Genomic DNA, 16,800 nt, shown 5'->3' on the forward strand with positions numbered 1-16,800 from the left:
CTATCAAAGCCACCCCTTTTGCTTTGCAATACGTGCAGCATCTACGCGGTTGGTCGCGTCTAGTTTTGAAATAGCTTCCGATAAATAATTCCGTACCGTTCCTTCTGAAAGAAATAGCTGCTGTGCAATAGCCTGTGTTTTTAGGCCGTCAGAGGCAAGCTTCAGTGCCGACATTTCTTTCTGCGACAATGGATTATTATCATCAAGTGCCATAATCGCTAGTTCAGGTGAAATTACCTTGTCTCCTGCAGAAACTTTGTGAATAGCATCAATTAAATAATCACTGTCAGACTCTTTTAAAATAAATCCTGTGACCCCGACACTCAAAGCGCGCTTAATATAGCCTGGTTTTGAAAACGTAGTCATCAATATCACCTTGGTACTGAGGCTTTGATTGGTTGCGTAAGCAGCTAAATCTAGCCCTGAAACCAGAGGCATTTCTATATCACTAAGAATAATGTGTGGCGTAGGGTTATCATTCAAATAATTAATTGCTTCCTGTCCGTTGTTGCATTTGGCGACAATAGTTAGGTCGTCTTCCAACGACAGCAGCATGGCGATGGCATCGCGGACCAAAGACTGATCTTCTACAATTAAAATGGTAGTGGTAGATTCTAGATTCATTAATCAGTTCCTATCGACGACGTATGCTCAATATTAAGCTGTACAGTAAAAACAGGGGTGGGGCTGAAGGAGATGTCCACGTCTGCACGTAATGACGCGGCACGCTCTCTAATTCCCATTAACCCGTTTCCTTCTCTTAATGGTGCAGAGTTCTCAATAACGCCGTTGTCCTTATAGGTCATTTTTATCACATGTCCGATAACTTCAAGGCCAAGCGATACTGCGTTTCCTTTTGAATAGCGCAATGTATTAGTGGTTAGTTCTTTCACTATGAGCGCAAGCTGGCTTTCTTGTTTTGAAGTCAGCTGCATCAAAGCGCTGTCATCAATAGTGGTTGCAACGTTAAAACCGTTTTCTTCTAACAGTGATTTGTCTTTTGCTATTTCATCGCTAAGTGAGAGCTGCTTAATATCAGACACCGCCTGGCGAATATCGCTTAGCAGCGCTTGCGAAAGCTGCGCCAGCGCTTTTACCTCTCGATGCGCATCTGCAACCTTGTCTTTACTTAAAAGTTTATCGGCCAGCTGTGCTTTTAATGAAATAGAGCTTAGCGCGTGACCTGCAACATCGTGTAAATCCCTGCCAATTCGTTCACGTTCAGCAATCGCAGACAATACGCGTAATGCTTCAGCTTGCTGGCTTTCTTTTAGGCCATGAAGGGTTTCCTTGCGCTCCATAACACCAAAACCGAACAGCACTAAGCTGTTGATTAAAGATGCGACTAAAAGAAAATGGGCATCTTCAAACATGGAAATGTGAAGCGTGATAAGCACGGTCATCATTACGCTTATGCTCATTAACCCTGTTTTCAACGAGTTGTAATAACCGATGATAAAAGCGATAAAACCGATAATGGTTGCGCCACCAGGATTTTGAAAACTACATGCTACTGAAAGCATAAACATGAGTAGCAGATAAGTGGGCAGTGTGCTGATAGGCTGTTTTATGGATTTGATGTAAAGAATGACAAAGCTAAGGTATCCGAGGGTTTGGAACGCCCACATTTCCATGGGAAGAGGCCGGGAAATAATGAGGGGGACAAAGAAGAACAGCGAAAAAAACAAGCTTCCGTGAGACCAGCGCCTCTTCCGTCCACTTCCCAAAAGCGGTAGTTCAGGCGCCACGTCGCTTTTGTCTACATGATTTATTGAGCCACCTATTGTCGCAGTGCCTTCATTTAAATGAGCTGTAGGCACTGCGTCGTCGTTATTTTGCATGCTGTTATGGCTGCGCATTGTGAGTACTTCGTCCCTATTGAAATACAACGGCTGACTTGCTGGTGATAAGCAAAGTGCCAGAGATAATTAACATAATACCCAGCACGGCATAAATGTCGAAAGTTTGTTTCCAAAATACCACCGAAGCAGCGGTGATAAGCGCAATACCCATGCCTGACCAAATGGCATAGGCGACGCCAATTCCCATGTTTTTTAAGACCATGGCAAACAACATACCTGACACGGTATAGAAAAATATAGCGCCGTAGCCAAAGGCCCATTTCTCCCATCCGTTCGACATTTTAAGCAACATGGTAGCCGTAACCTCAGTGATAATTGCAACCGCTAAAAGTAAGTAAGTCATCGTATATTCCTTCTTGTTAAAGTGAAATTAGTTAGATTTGATTGCTTGAAAACGGCGTTCAAGAGTGATGAGCGACACAATGTAGACAGCGACAATTACCGCCGAAATTACTTCTACTCGTGCTTCCGGAAACAGGTACCAAGCTACAACAATGCCGAAGGTTCTTGCGATAGTGTGAAAATAGCCAACCCAATGCTCTATCGCCCAGGATAAAGGCATCCACATTAGTCCTGCGAGAATACCGATACTCAGCGGCACGGTTGTGTGGTCAATAGCGGCAACCGGAAGGGCGATGGCAAAAACCAGTAGGCTCATAAGCATACCAACAAAGAAAAGGCGGTCGAAGCTGTTCTTTACTGCGCTTTTCGCAAAGAATCTTTCACCGGTAAGGTAAGACAAGCCTGCGCCTAGATAGAAAATTGCCCCTGTGCCGATATAAAGCATCCAGGTTATGGTGAACTCAGATACAAAGGGAGCACTTATACCAAGGAACGCCCAAACAATTGTGCCAGCAAGCGGCATAGCAATGAATCTATTGTTTTTGAAGTCTTCACGCTGTTCTTCCAATGAAAGAGGGGAGTTCTGAATACTGGTTGTAGAAGCGTGGTCTAATATATCTTCCATTTGCTTTACCTAGTGTTGTAATGTCGATAGGTAAAGTATGCAAAAGTGTCTTAGATAGCGTTAGTCACAAACGTCACCAATCGCATGTGACATTTGTCACAAGATTTACAAGCATGGGCTTGGTCTAGCTTTGTCGCGCTCTTTTTGCCTTGCGCTTGTTTAACACAGAGTCACCATCTTCTTTCGAAAGCATTAAGCTGTCGTAAATACTCACTAGCGCCACAGCGCCCATAAACATCATAGATAGGGTGAAGGTCTGTAGGTTTGGCGTGTCGGGGCTTTGTCCAAGAATGAAGGCTGCAGCAGCGATTGCAAGCGCTGATAAGGTAATTCCAAGGCCGCGATTCATTTGCATTAGAATAGCGCCTAAGGTATTCGCATCTCGCATTTTATTGGGTGGTACGTCGGCAAAAGCAATAGTATTTATTAACGTTAAGTGCATTGAGCGAGTCACGCCGTTAGCAAACAAGATAGCGGCAATGGTAAAGGACGACGTAGCGTGATTTATCATAGCTAGCGCGACAAAACCAAGAGCGATTAGCACTCCGTTCACTACAAGCACACGTTTGAAACCAAACGTGTTCATGATCCACGTTGTTGCGGGCTTTATCGCCAAGTTTCCTACAAAAAGCCACAGCAATAGTGAACCAGCCTCGACAGGAGAATAGCCTAGACCAAGCTGCAGCATAAGCGGTACAAGAAACGGTGCACTACCAAGCGCAACTCGTACCACAGAACCACCGTAAACAGAAAGTCTGAAGGTTTTATGCTGCATGGCATCAAATGAAAATAGGGGATTCTTGGCGTTTTTAACATGCCTTATTGCGAGAATCATGAGTGTTAAACCAACGGCAATGACGCCAAGAGACTGAAGAAGTTTGTCGCTGGTACTGGCAAGAAACTCGATACCAGCCATAAAAAGCGCAAAGCCTACGCCGGTAAGCAAAAAGCCTTTAATATCAAATTTTCCTACATCACCTTTGGTGTTTCGCAAAAGGTAAAGAGAGGCGACTATTGCGATGATACCCAGCGGGATATTCATATAAAATATCCACTGCCAGCTAAAATGTGTAGCTATGTAGCCGCCAAGCACTGGGCCTAACAGCGGTGCACTCAAAGCGGGCCATGTAATAATAGCTACGGTTTTTACTAGTTTTTCTTTGGGCAAATCCCGCAATACTACTAATCTTCCAACCGGCACCATCATAGCACCGCCTAACCCTTGAAGAATGCGAGATAACGTAAATTCAAATAGGCTGGTACTTAAGCCACAAAGAACCGAAGCAAAAGTAAAAACGGCAATCGCCGCTATAAATATTGTGCGAGCCCCAAATTTGTCAGCAGCGTAGCCGCTTAAAGGGATAAAGAGCGTAACGGCTACCAAATAAGCCGACACGCCGATAGAAAGGTGGGCTGCCGGCACATTGAAGTCGGCAGCAATAACAGGGAGCGCCGTGGTAATTACCGTGGCGTCCAAAATTTCCATAAAGAGTGCCCCTGCTACCAAAAGGGCAGTGGCGAACTCTCTATTGAACAATTTCAAAGGCTCTAACGACGCGAGCTACACCCGTAATATTACGCGCAATATCGACCGCAGCTGTAGCTTCAAGGTTAGTTAATCGACCCATTAAAAATACCTCTGAGTCTTGCACTACCACTTTAATCTGAAGAGCCGGTACGCGCTCATCTGCGACTATCTTGGTGCGTACTTTTGACGCGAGCCACAGGTCGTTGGCTTGTGTACCTGCACCTATTGGTTCGCCAATGCGTATTTGGTTGTGAATTTTCTTAATGTAGCTGACTTCCTGAGCACGGCTAACTGCCTCGTCTATAAGCCCTTGATTAGGGGCTTGACCGGTAAGTAAGGCAACACCGTTATAAACATCAACCTGAAGGTTAGTCTGCTCTTTAAGCGCGTCACTTTTCGACCATTGGTAAGACACCGCCGCATCGGCATTTTGATCGTCAAGTTGTGTACCTACCGTACGTCTATCGTTAGCCACTTTTGCTGCCATGGCGCCGGCAGCACCGACTGCCACCACGCAACCTTGTAATGTTAAAATTAGGGCTAATACAGTGCCAAGCAGGCTTAAGTTTTTTATTTGTCTACTCATAGTTAGTTTGATCAGTCGTCGCCATGATCAGCAGGAAATAAGCTGTCGTCAATGCATTCACATAGGTTGTGAATAACTAGAAGGTGCACTTCTTGAATACGTGCGGTACGGTTAGAAGGAACGCGAATTTCTACGTCATGCTCACTCAAAAAACCAGCCATTTCGCCGCCGTCTTTGCCGGTAAGGGCCACAATAGTCATATCGCGAGACAATGCCGCTTCCATTGCTGCGATAACATTACGAGAATTACCGCTAGTGGAGATAGCCAAAAGAATATCTCCAGGCTGGCCTAACGCACGTACCTGCTTGGCAAATATTTCGTCGTAACTGTAGTCATTAGCGATAGACGTGATGGTCGAGGTGTCTGTGCTTAACGCAATAGCAGGTAGGCTAGGACGGTCACGTTCATAGCGGTTTAACATTTCTGATGAAAAGTGCTGTGCGTCGCCAGCAGAACCACCATTACCACAGCTCAGTACTTTATTGCCTCTTATCAAGGCTTCAACCATCATGTACGCCGCTTTTTCAATATATTCTGGCAATATTTCCGATGCTGCAATTTTTGTCTGAATGCTCTCGGTAAAGTTCGCTTTTATTTGTTCAATCATCTGTTATCTCTTTGTTCTCAACAGCCTACTGATCTTTTTAAGTGGTTGTAGCACTAAGTTACAACGCACGGCTAAACATAATGATCAGTATCTGAAAAAAATTTGCTTATGCTTTGCATTATTAATATCAAATAACACGCGGCATGGCTTTTATTTCATTGCCAAGGCGTTGTTTACTGAAGTGAGCGAAAAAACTCAACTAAGTTCTTTGCTTCATCTTCAACCTTAAAGTTTTTTACAACGTGCTCACGACCGGCTTTGCCCATTTCTGCAAGTTTATTCATATCCGAAAGAAGTAAATCCATATGTTCAGTTACAGATTGCTGGTCTTTAGTAGGTACTATATACCCGTCAACTCCTGGCCTCACGATATCTTCCCATGCACCCGCCTGTGTTGCTAGTACAGCAGCGCCAGCACTCATCGCTTCAGGTACCGTTAAACCAAAGCCTTCGTTGTCGCTCAGTGCACTTACTAGAGACAATGCACTGAAGATTTTTGGAATCTGTTCAAACGGCAACTCACCTGTGAAAATAATGCGATCAGCTAGACCTGCTTCGGTCACTTTATCTTTAAGCTGATTCACAAACGTTTGGTTGCTTGAGGAAATAGCGCCCACCACCACAGCATTCACATCAGGGTATTTGGGAAATACTTTGATGCAAGCCTCCACAAAAAGATGAACGCCTTTTTGCTCTCTTACTCTACCTAAAATACCTATACCGTATTTTCCACCGTAACCTAGTGACTGCCAAGCTTCTTGTTTGTTTTCTGCTGGCGTATACTTGTCAATCTGCACACCGTGTAGATTGATTTTGGCAGGTGGTTTGTCTAAGTGCTTTGCGGAACGGTTACTCATCGCAATAACCGCATCCATCTTATCGCTTAACCACACCGTTGATGCTGAACGCTTTCGCTGGGCGGCCGAGCTAAATACAAGTTTTATTTTTCCGCGAAACACGTATTTGAGGATTATTCCCTGAATCATTTCATCAACGCGACGTGCGTGAAAAATACGCCACTTACCATTGCTAAGCGGTCTTCGACACATTTTAACGACTTCCCAGAATGTTATCGTCATCGAGGGATCCGGGACAAAATGTTTACCCATTATCCGCAAGTTGATCATGCGCTGTTGTATCGATGTCACTTGCAGCATAGTAGACGTTACGCCAGAAAAGCTGGCACTAGAGTTACCAACTATTAATTCTATTTCTTGGTTCTCAAGGTTACAGTTCGACATCTTGTTGTTGGGGGGACTCATTATTTGTAGGAACCTAAGGCACTTTCGTCAAATGGAAGAAAGCTTGTAAAACTAAGATAAAACAAATGGAATACCTTTTACTTTAAGACCTTGCCATTTATTCTTAAACGCGTTTACATCCAACACTTATATTCTTCCTTTTTCAGGGAGCATAAACCATATAGCTATATGTTGTGAGCCTCTATCCGACGTTCTTCAGCCACTGAAGGTTGCTTCCGTCTATGGCAATAACGTCTATCCGTAAGGGCGTAGATGTTGGATTCAGGTTATTATCTAACAAATAGAAACCAAACGCAGCATGAATTCGATTTAGCTTTTTAGCCGTTACAAATTCTATTGCACTGCCAAAATGATTCCGTTTCCGATATTTGACTTCAATACACACAATAGTATTGCCGTCTTGCATTACAATATCTAACTCACCACGTCGCGTACGGTAGTTTCGACACAGAAGGGTAAGCCCTTGTTCCTCAAGATAATGACAGGCTTTGTCTTCTGCTGCATTCCCTTGCAGTTTTGACATATTTTACTCCGACAGCATCTGTACTTTTTCGTTACGGATCATAGCTTGAGGCTGCTGGCGAATGACTTCGCCTTTCTCATTAAGCGAAAGGGTTCCGGTCAAGCCTTCATGTGAAAGGTATTTAAGCGTGTTTAGCATGCCTAGCTGGGGAAGCAGCTGGTAGGCATCGAAGCCAAACGCAAACAAACGTTTTTGCATGGTATTTTGATTTTGCCAAGCCTGCTCGACCTCTTGCTGAAGAGGTTGCCAACTGTGTGAAGGCATTAACCAAGGCATATCGATAAAGTGCACATTTTGTAAATCACGCCATTGGTTTTTTCCGCTATCGTAATCCATTGAACGAGATGTGGCATATACAGGAACTTGCTTTCCGTCGTAAGGGTTTAAGCTTGCTTCAATTATTGGGTTTAGCAGCTCTGTGTCTTGCGGAGACGCAAACGCAACTATAGCGTCAATATCGCGTCTGCTGCGAGGCATGTTGTACACTTCATTATTGGTCATGTACTCAATTTGATTAATGCGATCATTGCTTTGGGCAACGTCGAGCGCTTGAGTTATACCCTCGCGAAGCGAGTTGCTGTCGTTAAACGTAACCGAGGTTATGTTAGTGCGGCGTTTGTTCTCTTTATTATTAAGTGCCTTCCAATGCACTTTAAATGTGGTGTCCATTCGCTGATACAGACTGCTTTGAGCCGCAATAACGATAGGTGCACGATAGCCTTTATTAAAAATAAATTCGGCAAGTTGCTTGGCTTCATCTTCCGGGGCAAGGCCGAAAAAATTCAAAGAGGTTGCTAAATCCAGTTTATCTAGCTCTCCTTGGGTTTCTGTATCTGTCAGCATGCTTCCTGCCGAATCAGTGACATTATTTAACGCAGAATTTGATGATGTCGTTAATCTACTCTTGGCCGGCGTTCCGTTTGCATTTGCTTGGTTTATTAGTTCTTCTGGACGATTCAATGCCAGTACGTTCACCCCAACAGGCAAATTGGGGATTAAATTTTCTACAGTATCTTTAAGTAGCGGTCCGACAATAAATTTAGTGTCGCCGATTTCATTAAGTAGGTGCTGCGCATCAACGCCGTTTGTATCAATAAAACGTAGGCGTGGCAGAAGGTGCTCATCTTGGCGTTTTTCAACATCGGTGTAATAGGCCGACATTATACCATTTTTTACTGTTTGCCCCGTACGTGCAAAACGGCCGGAAAGTGGAAGTAGTACTACAATATCATTGGCGCCAGCGTCGGTAAGTTGCGTTGCTTTAAGTATATTGTCAGGCAAAGTCGTTTCTAAAATATGGCCGCGATAAACTTGCTGAAAATTTTGAAGCTCTCTTGCCAATGTTGCGGGCGATGAAGCATTGGCTTCAGTCAACTCGCGAAGCGTGATGAAAGGTGATAGAGCGGGATACGCCTTTCCTACTTTTGAAAGCGTTTCTGTCGGTATGGAAGTGAGCCACTGCCATACCTGCTTTACTTTATCTTCGTCTGGCAAGTTGGTGTTTAGCACGCTATTGGCTGCTGCTGCAAAATTACCTTGCTGTGAGTACAACTGAGTTTGAAGTTCTGCTTTTTGAAATGCAGTTTCACCTGTACCCATTACACCATCGAGCATTGCCAGCAATTCGTCTGCTGACGCATCAGGCATTCCCGCATAGGCTTTGGTAACTAAAAGAGAATAGTACGAGTAGTTACGTTCTGACACACCATCTTCTTTAACTTCATACAACACCTGCTGCGCCAATACAGGTTGTTGGTTTTGAAGGTATAAATCAGCGGCTTGCAGCAAAAGTGCATCGCGCCGTTCTTTATCGCGGGTACGTTCCCATACCTTCTTAGCTTCTAGGAGTTTGTGCGAAGGTGTGACGTTCTCTTCAACCTGGGTGGTTTCAATTGGAGTCGGTTCCACTACCACAGGTTTCGACTGAGTTTGTGGAGTACTCCCACAACCCGATAGTACCAATACCGTAGCAATGGCTGACAGCGTAAAAATTTTTCCAGATTGTCCGATATGACGCACAGTTTCATTCCTTTTACATCGTTATAGGTCAAGTTTATCTTAACCAGTGTGAAAATCTACGCTTGCCAGCATAATCTGGACTAATGGCGTGATACACTTATCGCATAACCTTTCAATTTAACGTAAGACTTAACCACTGTTATGACAGACACCGCCACTCTTTATATTGTTCCTACGCCTATTGGCAACTTAGATGACATCAGTGCTAGAGCAATTCGCGTATTAAGTGAAGTTAACTGGATTGCTGCCGAGGACACCCGTCATAGCGCGCGACTTCTACAGCACTTTAGTATTGGAACTAAGACCCTTTCACTTCACGAGCATAATGAAGATAAGCGTACAGCTATGCTTTGTGAACGTTTGAAAGGTGGTGAATCTGTTGCTTTGATAAGTGATGCGGGCACGCCACTTATCAGCGACCCTGGTTTTGTTTTAGTGCGTAAATGCCGTGAGCAAGGCATTCCAGTTAGTGCTTTGCCCGGACCATGCGCCGCAATTACTGCATTAAGCGCGTCAGGACTGCCTACAGATAAATTTACATTTGAAGGCTTTTTGCCAGTTAAAACCCAAGCGCGTGAAGGTGTATTATCAGCGCTATTAGATCGAACTTTCACCACGGTTTACTATGAAGCGCCTCGTCGAATTCTAGATACGGTTACCGACATTCAGCGTGTATTAGGCGAACGCCACATTGTTGTGGCTAAAGAGTTGACTAAAACCTTTGAAACCTATGTAAGTGGTAACGCACAAGATGTGATTGATTATCTTAATGCCGATGCTTCACACCAAAAAGGTGAGTTCGTTGTGATGATTGGTCCCGCTAAGGTAAGTGACCAAGCAATACCCAGTGAAGCAATGTCACTCCTAAATACCTTGTGCGAGCACATGCCCTTGAAAAAAGCAGCGGCTGTGGTAGCAAGTCATTATGACTTGAAAAAGAATGCGCTGTATCAAGCAGGGCTAGATGCAAAAGCGTAATTTGCTCTAAGAAAGATTGATCTTAAGCGTCATAGGCGAAATACAAAGTAGTACATTGTATGACAGTCCAAGATGAATGGGCTGATTATTAAAGGAGGCGCAGATGACAAAGACTCTTAAAATCACCATGTCTGATGGCAAATGGCTGGTAGATATATTCTCTCAAACGAATGACTCTGGCGTTTACGATTTAATCCATCCAAATGATGTGACAGAAGTCTCATTGAACGAAGGTGAGATGTACGGCTTTCGCTACAGTTTGCAGGGGAAGCCTGGCACAACCTTTAAAATAGAATTAGGTAATGATGTCCTTGCTGAAGGAGAGATTGACAAATCTGAAGCTGCTTCGGGTAGTGGTGTGGTATAGCTATAACGTGTTACTACTATCAAAAGTATTGAGAGCCGAAGCCGCAATTTGCGGCTTCGGGTTCAATGTTCTAATAGCTAAATACCCTCTGGGAACAAGCTTTCTTTTGTTACTACCTGTATGCTTTCAATAACTTGACGCACTTCGTCGTCGAGTTTTTCATTTCGAAGCGCTAATGTCCGGTTTCGCTCAAACAGTTCGGTGTGGCTTTCCAACCTTCTTCCCATTTTTCTCCATGCTTGCACCCTAGCTTCATATGGCCATGCTTCAAGTTCAATACGGTGAGAATCTAACTGAGTTAGAAGCATGGTCGCGGCTGCCGCCATAGACATTCCGCCTGGCCAGTTAGGATTGTTATTTTCGGGGTCGAAGGAGACGAACGCAGTCATTAATGGGCCATAGTTTTTCAGCCAGTCATAGTACCTATTAAAGGCTTTTTCATCGTATTCATCGACGTCAAAATTGTAAGACCTGCGGTCTGAAACGGTGACCCTAGAAGGCGTGTTGTCGACATAGACGGCAGTGGTTGTTGTTGAGGTAGTTATCGCTGGCGCATCGGTAGCATCTGGCATGGCATCATCAGCGCCCCCCACTGTTAACCTTCCTCCTTTTCCTAGCCCCCCTTCAACTTCTTGCGCTTTGTAAGAGCGAAGTGCGACCACCATCTGGTTAAAAGAATCGGCAAAAGCAGTGACCAGCATTTTACCTTCAGGTGTTTTTGAGAAGCCGCCAGCGCCACCTGCTGCTGCGCCAGCAAACATGCCGCCAAACAAGCTAAAGTCGTGATTCGCAGCACTACCTGTTGCAGCAGAAACCTGAACACCGGAGCGGTTATCTATAAGCAGTAACGAGGTAGCCGCTTCATTCTTGCTAAAACCTCCGCCAACGATAGAGCCTAATGTGCCAAACAGTGCACCGGCTATGGCTTTACCACCCTGGGTTTTTTCGGCAAAAAGTACAGATGGGCTGAGCGTGTAATCAGCTGCTACCATTTGGCCGCCCCCAATATTTGAACCAGAGCGAAGTTGCCCAGACTGCATTAGCTGACGCTCGGTGTTCATTGCATTCATAGCGCGGCCACGCTCAACAATGACAAAACAGTTAGACTGTTGAATCATTAACCTGATAACAGGAATGGTGCTGCCGAGTTTTGGGTAAGTTCTGCGGTACTCTGACCACCAGGGCAAACTTGTATCTTCAAAAACACTTAATGTACCGAGTGTTTCGTCACAATTCTCTAATTGCGCATTATTGTTTGAAGCCGTAGCGCCGCCGGCGCCACCACTTACTGCGCCTGAACTTCCACCTCCCATAGAAGGAGTTGTCGACATACAGGCCGTAGTTAAAAGTAGCGCACTAAGCGCAGATACAATAGGTTTGGCAAATGTGTGTACTTGAGTTGCACAGTTTGAGCCTAGATTATTCCTTCTCACGATCAATTCCTCTGATAAAGATAAGATATAACCGAGACAGGCAATTATTGATGGTTTGATACAACACCTGAATTCGGTGTTGAACAAAAGACGACGGAGATTAGAGACTCACCTTGAATAGGGCGGTAGGTCGAAATTCCCTTTTGACGACTCAACACCCACAAAATAGCACTAGAGCAGATTGGGAACAAGCTAATTGATCAAATAATGATCAATTAGCATTTGGTATACTTTTTAATGAAGGGTTAAGTTTAAGACAAACGGCCTTTAAAGTCTTCGTAACTGAACTCACGAACTAATTCGAAGTCGCCATTAGTTCGTAAAATACCAATAGCAGGGTGCTCTACACCGTTAAAGAATGTGGTTTTTACCATGGTGTAATGCATCATATCTTCGAACTGTAAACGATCGCCAGCTTTTAATGGTGCGTCAAATGAATAGACATCAATAACATCGCCAGCAAGACATGAATTTCCGCCTAGCTTCACGTTATATGCTTTTTCATCTGGCATACCTGCACCTAAAATGGCAGGGCGGTAAGGCATTTCCAAAACGTCCGGCATGTGAGCAGTGGCTGAAATATCTAAAATAGCGATATCCCCGTCATTTTCCACCATATCAACCACTTCACAAATTAGTGGGCCTGTTTGCCACGCAACCGCAGAGCCTGGCTCTAAGATAACGTCTAAGTGCGGGTAACGCGCTTTAAAGTCTTTTAGTGTTTTTATTAGGTGCTCTACATCATAACCGTCTCGAGTCATAAGATGACCGCCGCCTAGGTTCAACCATTTCAATTGACCAAGCCATTTACCAAAGCGCTTTTCGATAGCTTCAAGGGTGCGTGCAGTAGCAAAAGAATCACACTCACAAAGGTTGTGGCAGTGAAAACCCTCGATACCCGCCAGATCCACGCCTTCTAGTTCACTGGCGCGTATGCCTAAGCGCGAACCCGGTGCTGCTGGATCGTACAGTGGCGTATCCGCCTCTTGATGCTCAGGGTTTATGCGAAGGCCTAACGAAACGTTCGATAAGGTTTCTTTATGCGTATTCCACTGAGACAAACTATTGAAAGACAGATGGTTAACAAGGCTCGCTAGTTCCTTAGCGTCATTAACTTTGTACGCTGGAGAATAAGCATGTACTTCTTTACCCATCTCTGCCGCGAGTTTAGCTTCCCAAACCGAGCTTGCTGTTGCGCCGTGTAAATACTGTTTAATAATGTCGAAGCATGACCACATTGAAAAGCCTTTCAGCGCCAAAATGATGCGGGCACCTGATTCGTCTTGAACCCGTTTCATGAGCTCAAGGTTTTTAATTAACTTTTCTTCTTCCAGCACATAGCAAGGAGAAGGAATATCAGTGCGTTGAGTTAAATCGGTCAATGGGTAAAGCTCCAAAAAATAAAACTGCTTACAGCATTAATGAGGTGTCTAATGTATTACATAACCAGTCTTAGCTCAAAAAACGGCTGACTGGTACAGTTTAACAACCTGGGATGGTTTGAATTATTTCAATTGCAGTTATTGCGGTAACAAAAAAGGGCGCTTGAATTAAGCGCCCGGGTATCTACTATTTGGTGAAAGGGCTGCTTTCACATTCAAGAACGTGCCATGGTAGGCCGTGCTCGTTAAGCATATCCATGAATGGGTCTGGGTCGAATTGTTCCATGTTCCAAACGCCCGACTCTTTCCATGTACCATTAAGCATAAGTGCCGCGCCAATCATCGCCGGAACACCTGTGGTGTAAGATACGGCTTGCGCGCCTACTTCTTCATTACATTTTGCATGGTCACAGTTATTGTAGATAAAGATAGTCTTTTCTTTACCATCTTTAATACCTGTGATGTAGGTGCCAATACAGGTCATGCCGCTGTAGCCTTCAGCAAGTGAACCTGGGTTAGGCAGAACTGCTTTTAAGAACTCCAAAGGCACAATCTTTTGGCCTTGGAACTCAACTGGCTCAATGCTAGTCATACCAATGCCTTCAAGTACGCGCAGGTGGTTAAGGTAAGCATCACCAAAGGTCATCCAGAAGCGTGCACGCTTCAGAGTAGGGAAGTGCTTAACAATAGACTCTAGCTCTTCGTGGAACATCAGATAAGACGCACGAACCCCAATGTTTTGGTAATCTAGGTCTTCACGTACGCTTAGCGGATCGGTTTCTTTCCACTCGCCGTTTTCCCAAAAACGACCGCGTTGAGTAATTTCACGTATATTGATTTCAGGGTTGAAGTTAGTGGCGAAAGCTTGACCGTGATCGCCGCCGTTACAATCCACGATATCAAGATAGTGAATTTCGTCGAAATAATGCTTTGCCGCGTAAGCCGTGTAAACGTTTGTTACACCTGGATCGAACCCACTGCCAAGAAGCGCCATAATGCCCGCGTCTTTAAACTTGTCTTGGTAAGCCCACTGCCAAGAGTATTCGAATTTCGCTTCGTCTTTAGGCTCATAGTTGGCGGTGTCTAGGTAATCCGTGTTAGTGGCAAGACACGCATCCATAATAGGCAGGTCTTGGTATGGCAACGCTAGGTTGATTACTAGGTCTGGTTTTACTTCATTAATAAGTGCTTCAACTTCTTTTGCATTGTCGGCATCAACAGCGAAAACACCCTTAACGCGATCTGCACCTACTTCTTGTTGTAGTGCTTCACATTTAGAAACCGTGCGGCTTGCTAAGTAAATTTCGTCGAAATGTTGCGGTAAACGTGCACATTTTTTCACAGTTACCGACGCAACACCGCCAGCACCAATAATTAAAACGCGAGACATAATAACTAATCCCTAATTTTGCTAATGAATTTTGGGCTGAATGCTAGCAGACCAATGGGATTTGGCAAGCAAAGACAGCCTATGAAAGGACAAAAAATTTTAATCGTAACAACTCATGTAAAAGGTAGTGCACACATTGGGCGGCACTACCTCAAAAGACTACTGTAATAACTGATATAGGTCTCTACTAGCTCATTTGAAAAACAACATTTCCCTATCGCTGTTGCACTAGCGGGTTACCGTATCAATAGGGGGGGAAATTACTACTTTGTTACCTACTTTATAGTAAGGGTAAAGAATAAGTCGTTCTTCATGATTCGGTGTTGCAGTCGCAATGGCAATAGCATCAACCGTTTTACTGTCTTGAGTGTTAACTGCAGCTGCATACACTAAAACACTGTAACTGTTTGTATCTGTAGTGGTATCGATTATTCGCCACTGAAGCTGTTCAATAAGCTGTGACTCGTGTTTTTTAGTTCCAGTCTCGTCAGCAAAAATACAACCGATGCGACCATTTTCGTATATAGCGGCAAAAGGATAAAACACATCACACACGGGTAACATAAGCTCACATAGATTTAGTGACTTTGACACGAGTGCATTTAACTGCGTTGGCAATGTAACTGGACGGTCGATCATAGCGTATCTCCTGTGAGTTAGCGTTGCTGTACACCTGATAATACCTACGTGTTCCTGGTCACATTAGTTTAATAATCATAATTTAGATAGTAAAAAATTGCCTATTCAGACTAAAGATTATAAGTCACATCACCTTTCTCGAACCGCAATAGCGCATGCGGCAAGGTTAATAACGAGACATGGCTACTCTTTTGATAGTAGCTGTTTTTGATATTTAAGCGGTGTGGTGGAAAACCACTTTTTAAACGCATGGGTAAATGAAGATTGTTCTTGAAACCCTAATAAATCTGCGGTGTCGGCAATAGAGTATTGTTTAAGAAGGTCGTCTAAACGAGATTTGCGCTCACTATCAAGAATTTGCTGAAAGCTGGTTTTACTTTGCTTCAACTTTCGCTGCAGTGTGCGCGGGCTTATGAATAGCGCTTCGGCCACACGCTTTTGATTACAGCCCTTTAGCGTAGGGTTAGCGTTTAAAAGCGAAACGACTTTGTGGGCAATATCTTCGTGTGGATTAGGGTAAAAAAGGCGCTTGTTTGTTTGAGCAAGCCGTTCCTCTTTGCATTCGTTCATCTCTCTTTCTGTCACTTCTATAAGCGCGCTGAACATAGCCTTATTTTCACTTGTAAACGGCACATGCAGTAAGTGTAAGGGGAAGGTAATTGCGTTGGCGCGTGCACAATCAACTACCTTGCAGTTAAACCACTGGGCTAACGTATCTTTTTCCAGCGTGCTCAAGGGAAACGTAAAAGAAATAGCGTTTAATTGGCAGGCTGAACCCAATATTTTATAAACGGTTGCTACCCAAGCAGTGGTATTGCGCAACACCATTTGTTTGTTATCTGGGCTTTTAGGTACCCACTCAACTCGGGCCTTATCAGACTCAACAAATACGCTTGTTGTACCGATATCAGCGACTAACGCATCAAACCGGGTGAGCGCCCCTATGGCTTGAGCTAAATTTTCGCAACTTTCAACGAGGTAACCCAACACCCCGTAATCTTTTGCCTGAATATGTTTGCCTAACTCAAACCCAAATAATGAATTATTAGTAAGCGATACGCCTTGGTTTAACAGCTCGACATAGTCTTCCATGGAAACACGGGAAGAGCCTGAAAGTGAGCTATGCTTTTGCGTGATTCGCAACAGTTTATCTGTACTAACCTCTAAGCTAGTTAAATAGCTTTCGATACTTTGAATATAGGCAAAAGAAACCGATGGCATGTGCATGTCGTAATATAACAAAAATTCTGACGTAT

General features: G+C 44.2%; 17 protein-coding genes. 2 read left to right on the forward strand and 15 right to left on the reverse strand.

The genetic code is table 11. From position 1 onward, the window contains the following. Positions 1 to 3: 3 nt before the first annotated feature. The 10 genes from ACXAER_RS14625 to ACXAER_RS14670 all read right to left on the reverse strand — a co-directional run bounded on the left by ACXAER_RS14625 (position 4) and on the right by ACXAER_RS14670 (position 9,355). Positions 4 to 624, reverse strand: coding sequence for a response regulator transcription factor (locus tag ACXAER_RS14625; RefSeq protein ID WP_474830369.1), 621 nt, complete (start codon positions 622 to 624; stop codon positions 4 to 6). Beyond that, positions 624 to 1,859, reverse strand: a complete 1,236-nt coding sequence (locus tag ACXAER_RS14630) for a sensor histidine kinase (RefSeq protein WP_474830371.1) — start codon at positions 1,857 to 1,859, stop codon at positions 624 to 626. The genes ACXAER_RS14625 and ACXAER_RS14630 overlap by 1 nt, the downstream gene beginning before the upstream one ends. 16 nt (positions 1,860 to 1,875) lie before the next feature. Continuing rightward, a complete protein-coding gene (locus ACXAER_RS14635; RefSeq protein ID WP_071815800.1) occupies positions 1,876 to 2,205 on the reverse strand; it encodes a DMT family transporter in 330 nt (109 codons plus the stop codon). Positions 2,206 to 2,232: 27 nt separating this feature from the next. Further along, complete coding sequence (locus ACXAER_RS14640; RefSeq protein WP_474830373.1) at positions 2,233 to 2,829, reverse strand: DUF7010 family protein; 597 nt, start codon at positions 2,827 to 2,829, stop codon at positions 2,233 to 2,235. A gap of 124 nt (positions 2,830 to 2,953) precedes the next feature. Next, positions 2,954 to 4,336: an MFS transporter gene (locus tag ACXAER_RS14645; protein WP_474830595.1), complete on the reverse strand. Its 1,383-nt coding sequence runs from the start codon at positions 4,334 to 4,336 to the stop codon at positions 2,954 to 2,956. Positions 4,337 to 4,355: 19 nt separating this feature from the next. Continuing rightward, positions 4,356 to 4,931: a BON domain-containing protein gene (locus ACXAER_RS14650; protein ID WP_474809221.1), complete on the reverse strand. Its 576-nt coding sequence runs from the start codon at positions 4,929 to 4,931 to the stop codon at positions 4,356 to 4,358. 23 nt (positions 4,932 to 4,954) lie between these two features. After that, complete coding sequence (locus ACXAER_RS14655) at positions 4,955 to 5,551, reverse strand: phosphoheptose isomerase (RefSeq protein ID WP_118492632.1); 597 nt, start codon at positions 5,549 to 5,551, stop codon at positions 4,955 to 4,957. Positions 5,552 to 5,724: 173 nt separating this feature from the next. Further along, entirely contained in the window at positions 5,725 to 6,813 is a 1,089-nt protein-coding gene (locus ACXAER_RS14660) for a glycosyltransferase family 4 protein (RefSeq protein ID WP_474830376.1), read from the reverse strand. 181 nt (positions 6,814 to 6,994) lie between these two features. Further along, the gene (locus ACXAER_RS14665) at positions 6,995 to 7,336 is read right to left on the reverse strand and encodes a YraN family protein (RefSeq protein WP_474830378.1); all 342 of its coding nucleotides are present in this window, start codon (positions 7,334 to 7,336) and stop codon (positions 6,995 to 6,997) included. A gap of 3 nt (positions 7,337 to 7,339) precedes the next feature. Further along, positions 7,340 to 9,355, reverse strand: a complete 2,016-nt coding sequence (locus ACXAER_RS14670; protein ID WP_474830380.1) for a penicillin-binding protein activator — start codon at positions 9,353 to 9,355, stop codon at positions 7,340 to 7,342. Between the two features lie 141 nt (positions 9,356 to 9,496). Here ACXAER_RS14670 and rsmI point away from each other — a divergent pair, with 141 nt between their 5' ends. Together rsmI and ACXAER_RS14680 are read left to right on the forward strand one after the other, a co-directional pair. Then, positions 9,497 to 10,333: a 16S rRNA (cytidine(1402)-2'-O)-methyltransferase gene (gene rsmI / locus ACXAER_RS14675; protein ID WP_474830382.1), complete on the forward strand. Its 837-nt coding sequence runs from the start codon at positions 9,497 to 9,499 to the stop codon at positions 10,331 to 10,333. A gap of 103 nt (positions 10,334 to 10,436) precedes the next feature. Continuing rightward, the gene (locus ACXAER_RS14680; RefSeq protein WP_474805277.1) at positions 10,437 to 10,700 is read left to right on the forward strand and encodes a hypothetical protein; all 264 of its coding nucleotides are present in this window, start codon (positions 10,437 to 10,439) and stop codon (positions 10,698 to 10,700) included. A gap of 77 nt (positions 10,701 to 10,777) precedes the next feature. Here the strand turns inward: ACXAER_RS14680 and ACXAER_RS14685 are convergent, their stop codons facing one another. From ACXAER_RS14685 to ACXAER_RS14705, 5 genes are all read right to left on the reverse strand, one after another. Further along, on the reverse strand, positions 10,778 to 12,133 hold the full coding sequence (locus tag ACXAER_RS14685) for a CsgG/HfaB family protein (RefSeq protein WP_474805278.1): 1,356 nt from the start codon (positions 12,131 to 12,133) through the stop codon (positions 10,778 to 10,780). Between the two features lie 251 nt (positions 12,134 to 12,384). Then, positions 12,385 to 13,515 carry a carboxynorspermidine decarboxylase gene (nspC, locus tag ACXAER_RS14690; RefSeq protein WP_474830385.1) on the reverse strand — a complete coding sequence of 377 codons (1,131 nt, stop codon included), beginning with the start codon at positions 13,513 to 13,515 and terminating at the stop codon, positions 12,385 to 12,387. 187 nt (positions 13,516 to 13,702) lie between these two features. Beyond that, positions 13,703 to 14,905: a saccharopine dehydrogenase family protein gene (locus ACXAER_RS14695; RefSeq protein ID WP_269916754.1), complete on the reverse strand. Its 1,203-nt coding sequence runs from the start codon at positions 14,903 to 14,905 to the stop codon at positions 13,703 to 13,705. A 228-nt stretch (positions 14,906 to 15,133) separates the two neighbouring features. Then, positions 15,134 to 15,544 (reverse strand): hypothetical protein, encoded by a 411-nt coding sequence (locus ACXAER_RS14700; protein WP_474830387.1) that lies wholly within the window; start codon positions 15,542 to 15,544, stop codon positions 15,134 to 15,136. Between the two features lie 183 nt (positions 15,545 to 15,727). Beyond that, positions 15,728 to 16,765 (reverse strand): AraC family transcriptional regulator, encoded by a 1,038-nt coding sequence (locus ACXAER_RS14705; protein WP_474830389.1) that lies wholly within the window; start codon positions 16,763 to 16,765, stop codon positions 15,728 to 15,730. Positions 16,766 to 16,800: the final 35 nt, after the last annotated feature.

This window comes from Alteromonas sp. AWJ4_199 (genome assembly GCF_056159165.1).

What these genes read in the sequence shown, in the direction of transcription:
- ACXAER_RS14625 (WP_474830369.1), bottom strand. Translation starts at nt 624, where the DNA reads ATGAATCTAGAATCTACCACTACCATTTTAATTGTAGAAGATCAGTCT.
- ACXAER_RS14630 (WP_474830371.1), bottom strand. Translation starts at nt 1,859, where the DNA reads ATGCGCAGCCATAACAGCATGCAAAATAACGACGACGCAGTGCCTACA.
- ACXAER_RS14635 (WP_071815800.1), bottom strand. Translation starts at nt 2,205, where the DNA reads ATGACTTACTTACTTTTAGCGGTTGCAATTATCACTGAGGTTACGGCT.
- ACXAER_RS14640 (WP_474830373.1), bottom strand. Translation starts at nt 2,829, where the DNA reads ATGGAAGATATATTAGACCACGCTTCTACAACCAGTATTCAGAACTCC.
- ACXAER_RS14655 (WP_118492632.1), bottom strand. Translation starts at nt 5,551, where the DNA reads ATGATTGAACAAATAAAAGCGAACTTTACCGAGAGCATTCAGACAAAA.
- ACXAER_RS14660 (WP_474830376.1), bottom strand. Translation starts at nt 6,813, where the DNA reads ATGAGTCCCCCCAACAACAAGATGTCGAACTGTAACCTTGAGAACCAA.
- ACXAER_RS14665 (WP_474830378.1), bottom strand. Translation starts at nt 7,336, where the DNA reads ATGTCAAAACTGCAAGGGAATGCAGCAGAAGACAAAGCCTGTCATTAT.
- rsmI (WP_474830382.1), top strand. Translation starts at nt 9,497, where the DNA reads ATGACAGACACCGCCACTCTTTATATTGTTCCTACGCCTATTGGCAAC.
- ACXAER_RS14680 (WP_474805277.1), top strand. Translation starts at nt 10,437, where the DNA reads ATGACAAAGACTCTTAAAATCACCATGTCTGATGGCAAATGGCTGGTA.
- ACXAER_RS14695 (WP_269916754.1), bottom strand. Translation starts at nt 14,905, where the DNA reads ATGTCTCGCGTTTTAATTATTGGTGCTGGCGGTGTTGCGTCGGTAACT.
- ACXAER_RS14700 (WP_474830387.1), bottom strand. Translation starts at nt 15,544, where the DNA reads ATGATCGACCGTCCAGTTACATTGCCAACGCAGTTAAATGCACTCGTG.
- ACXAER_RS14705 (WP_474830389.1), bottom strand. Translation starts at nt 16,765, where the DNA reads ATGCCATCGGTTTCTTTTGCCTATATTCAAAGTATCGAAAGCTATTTA.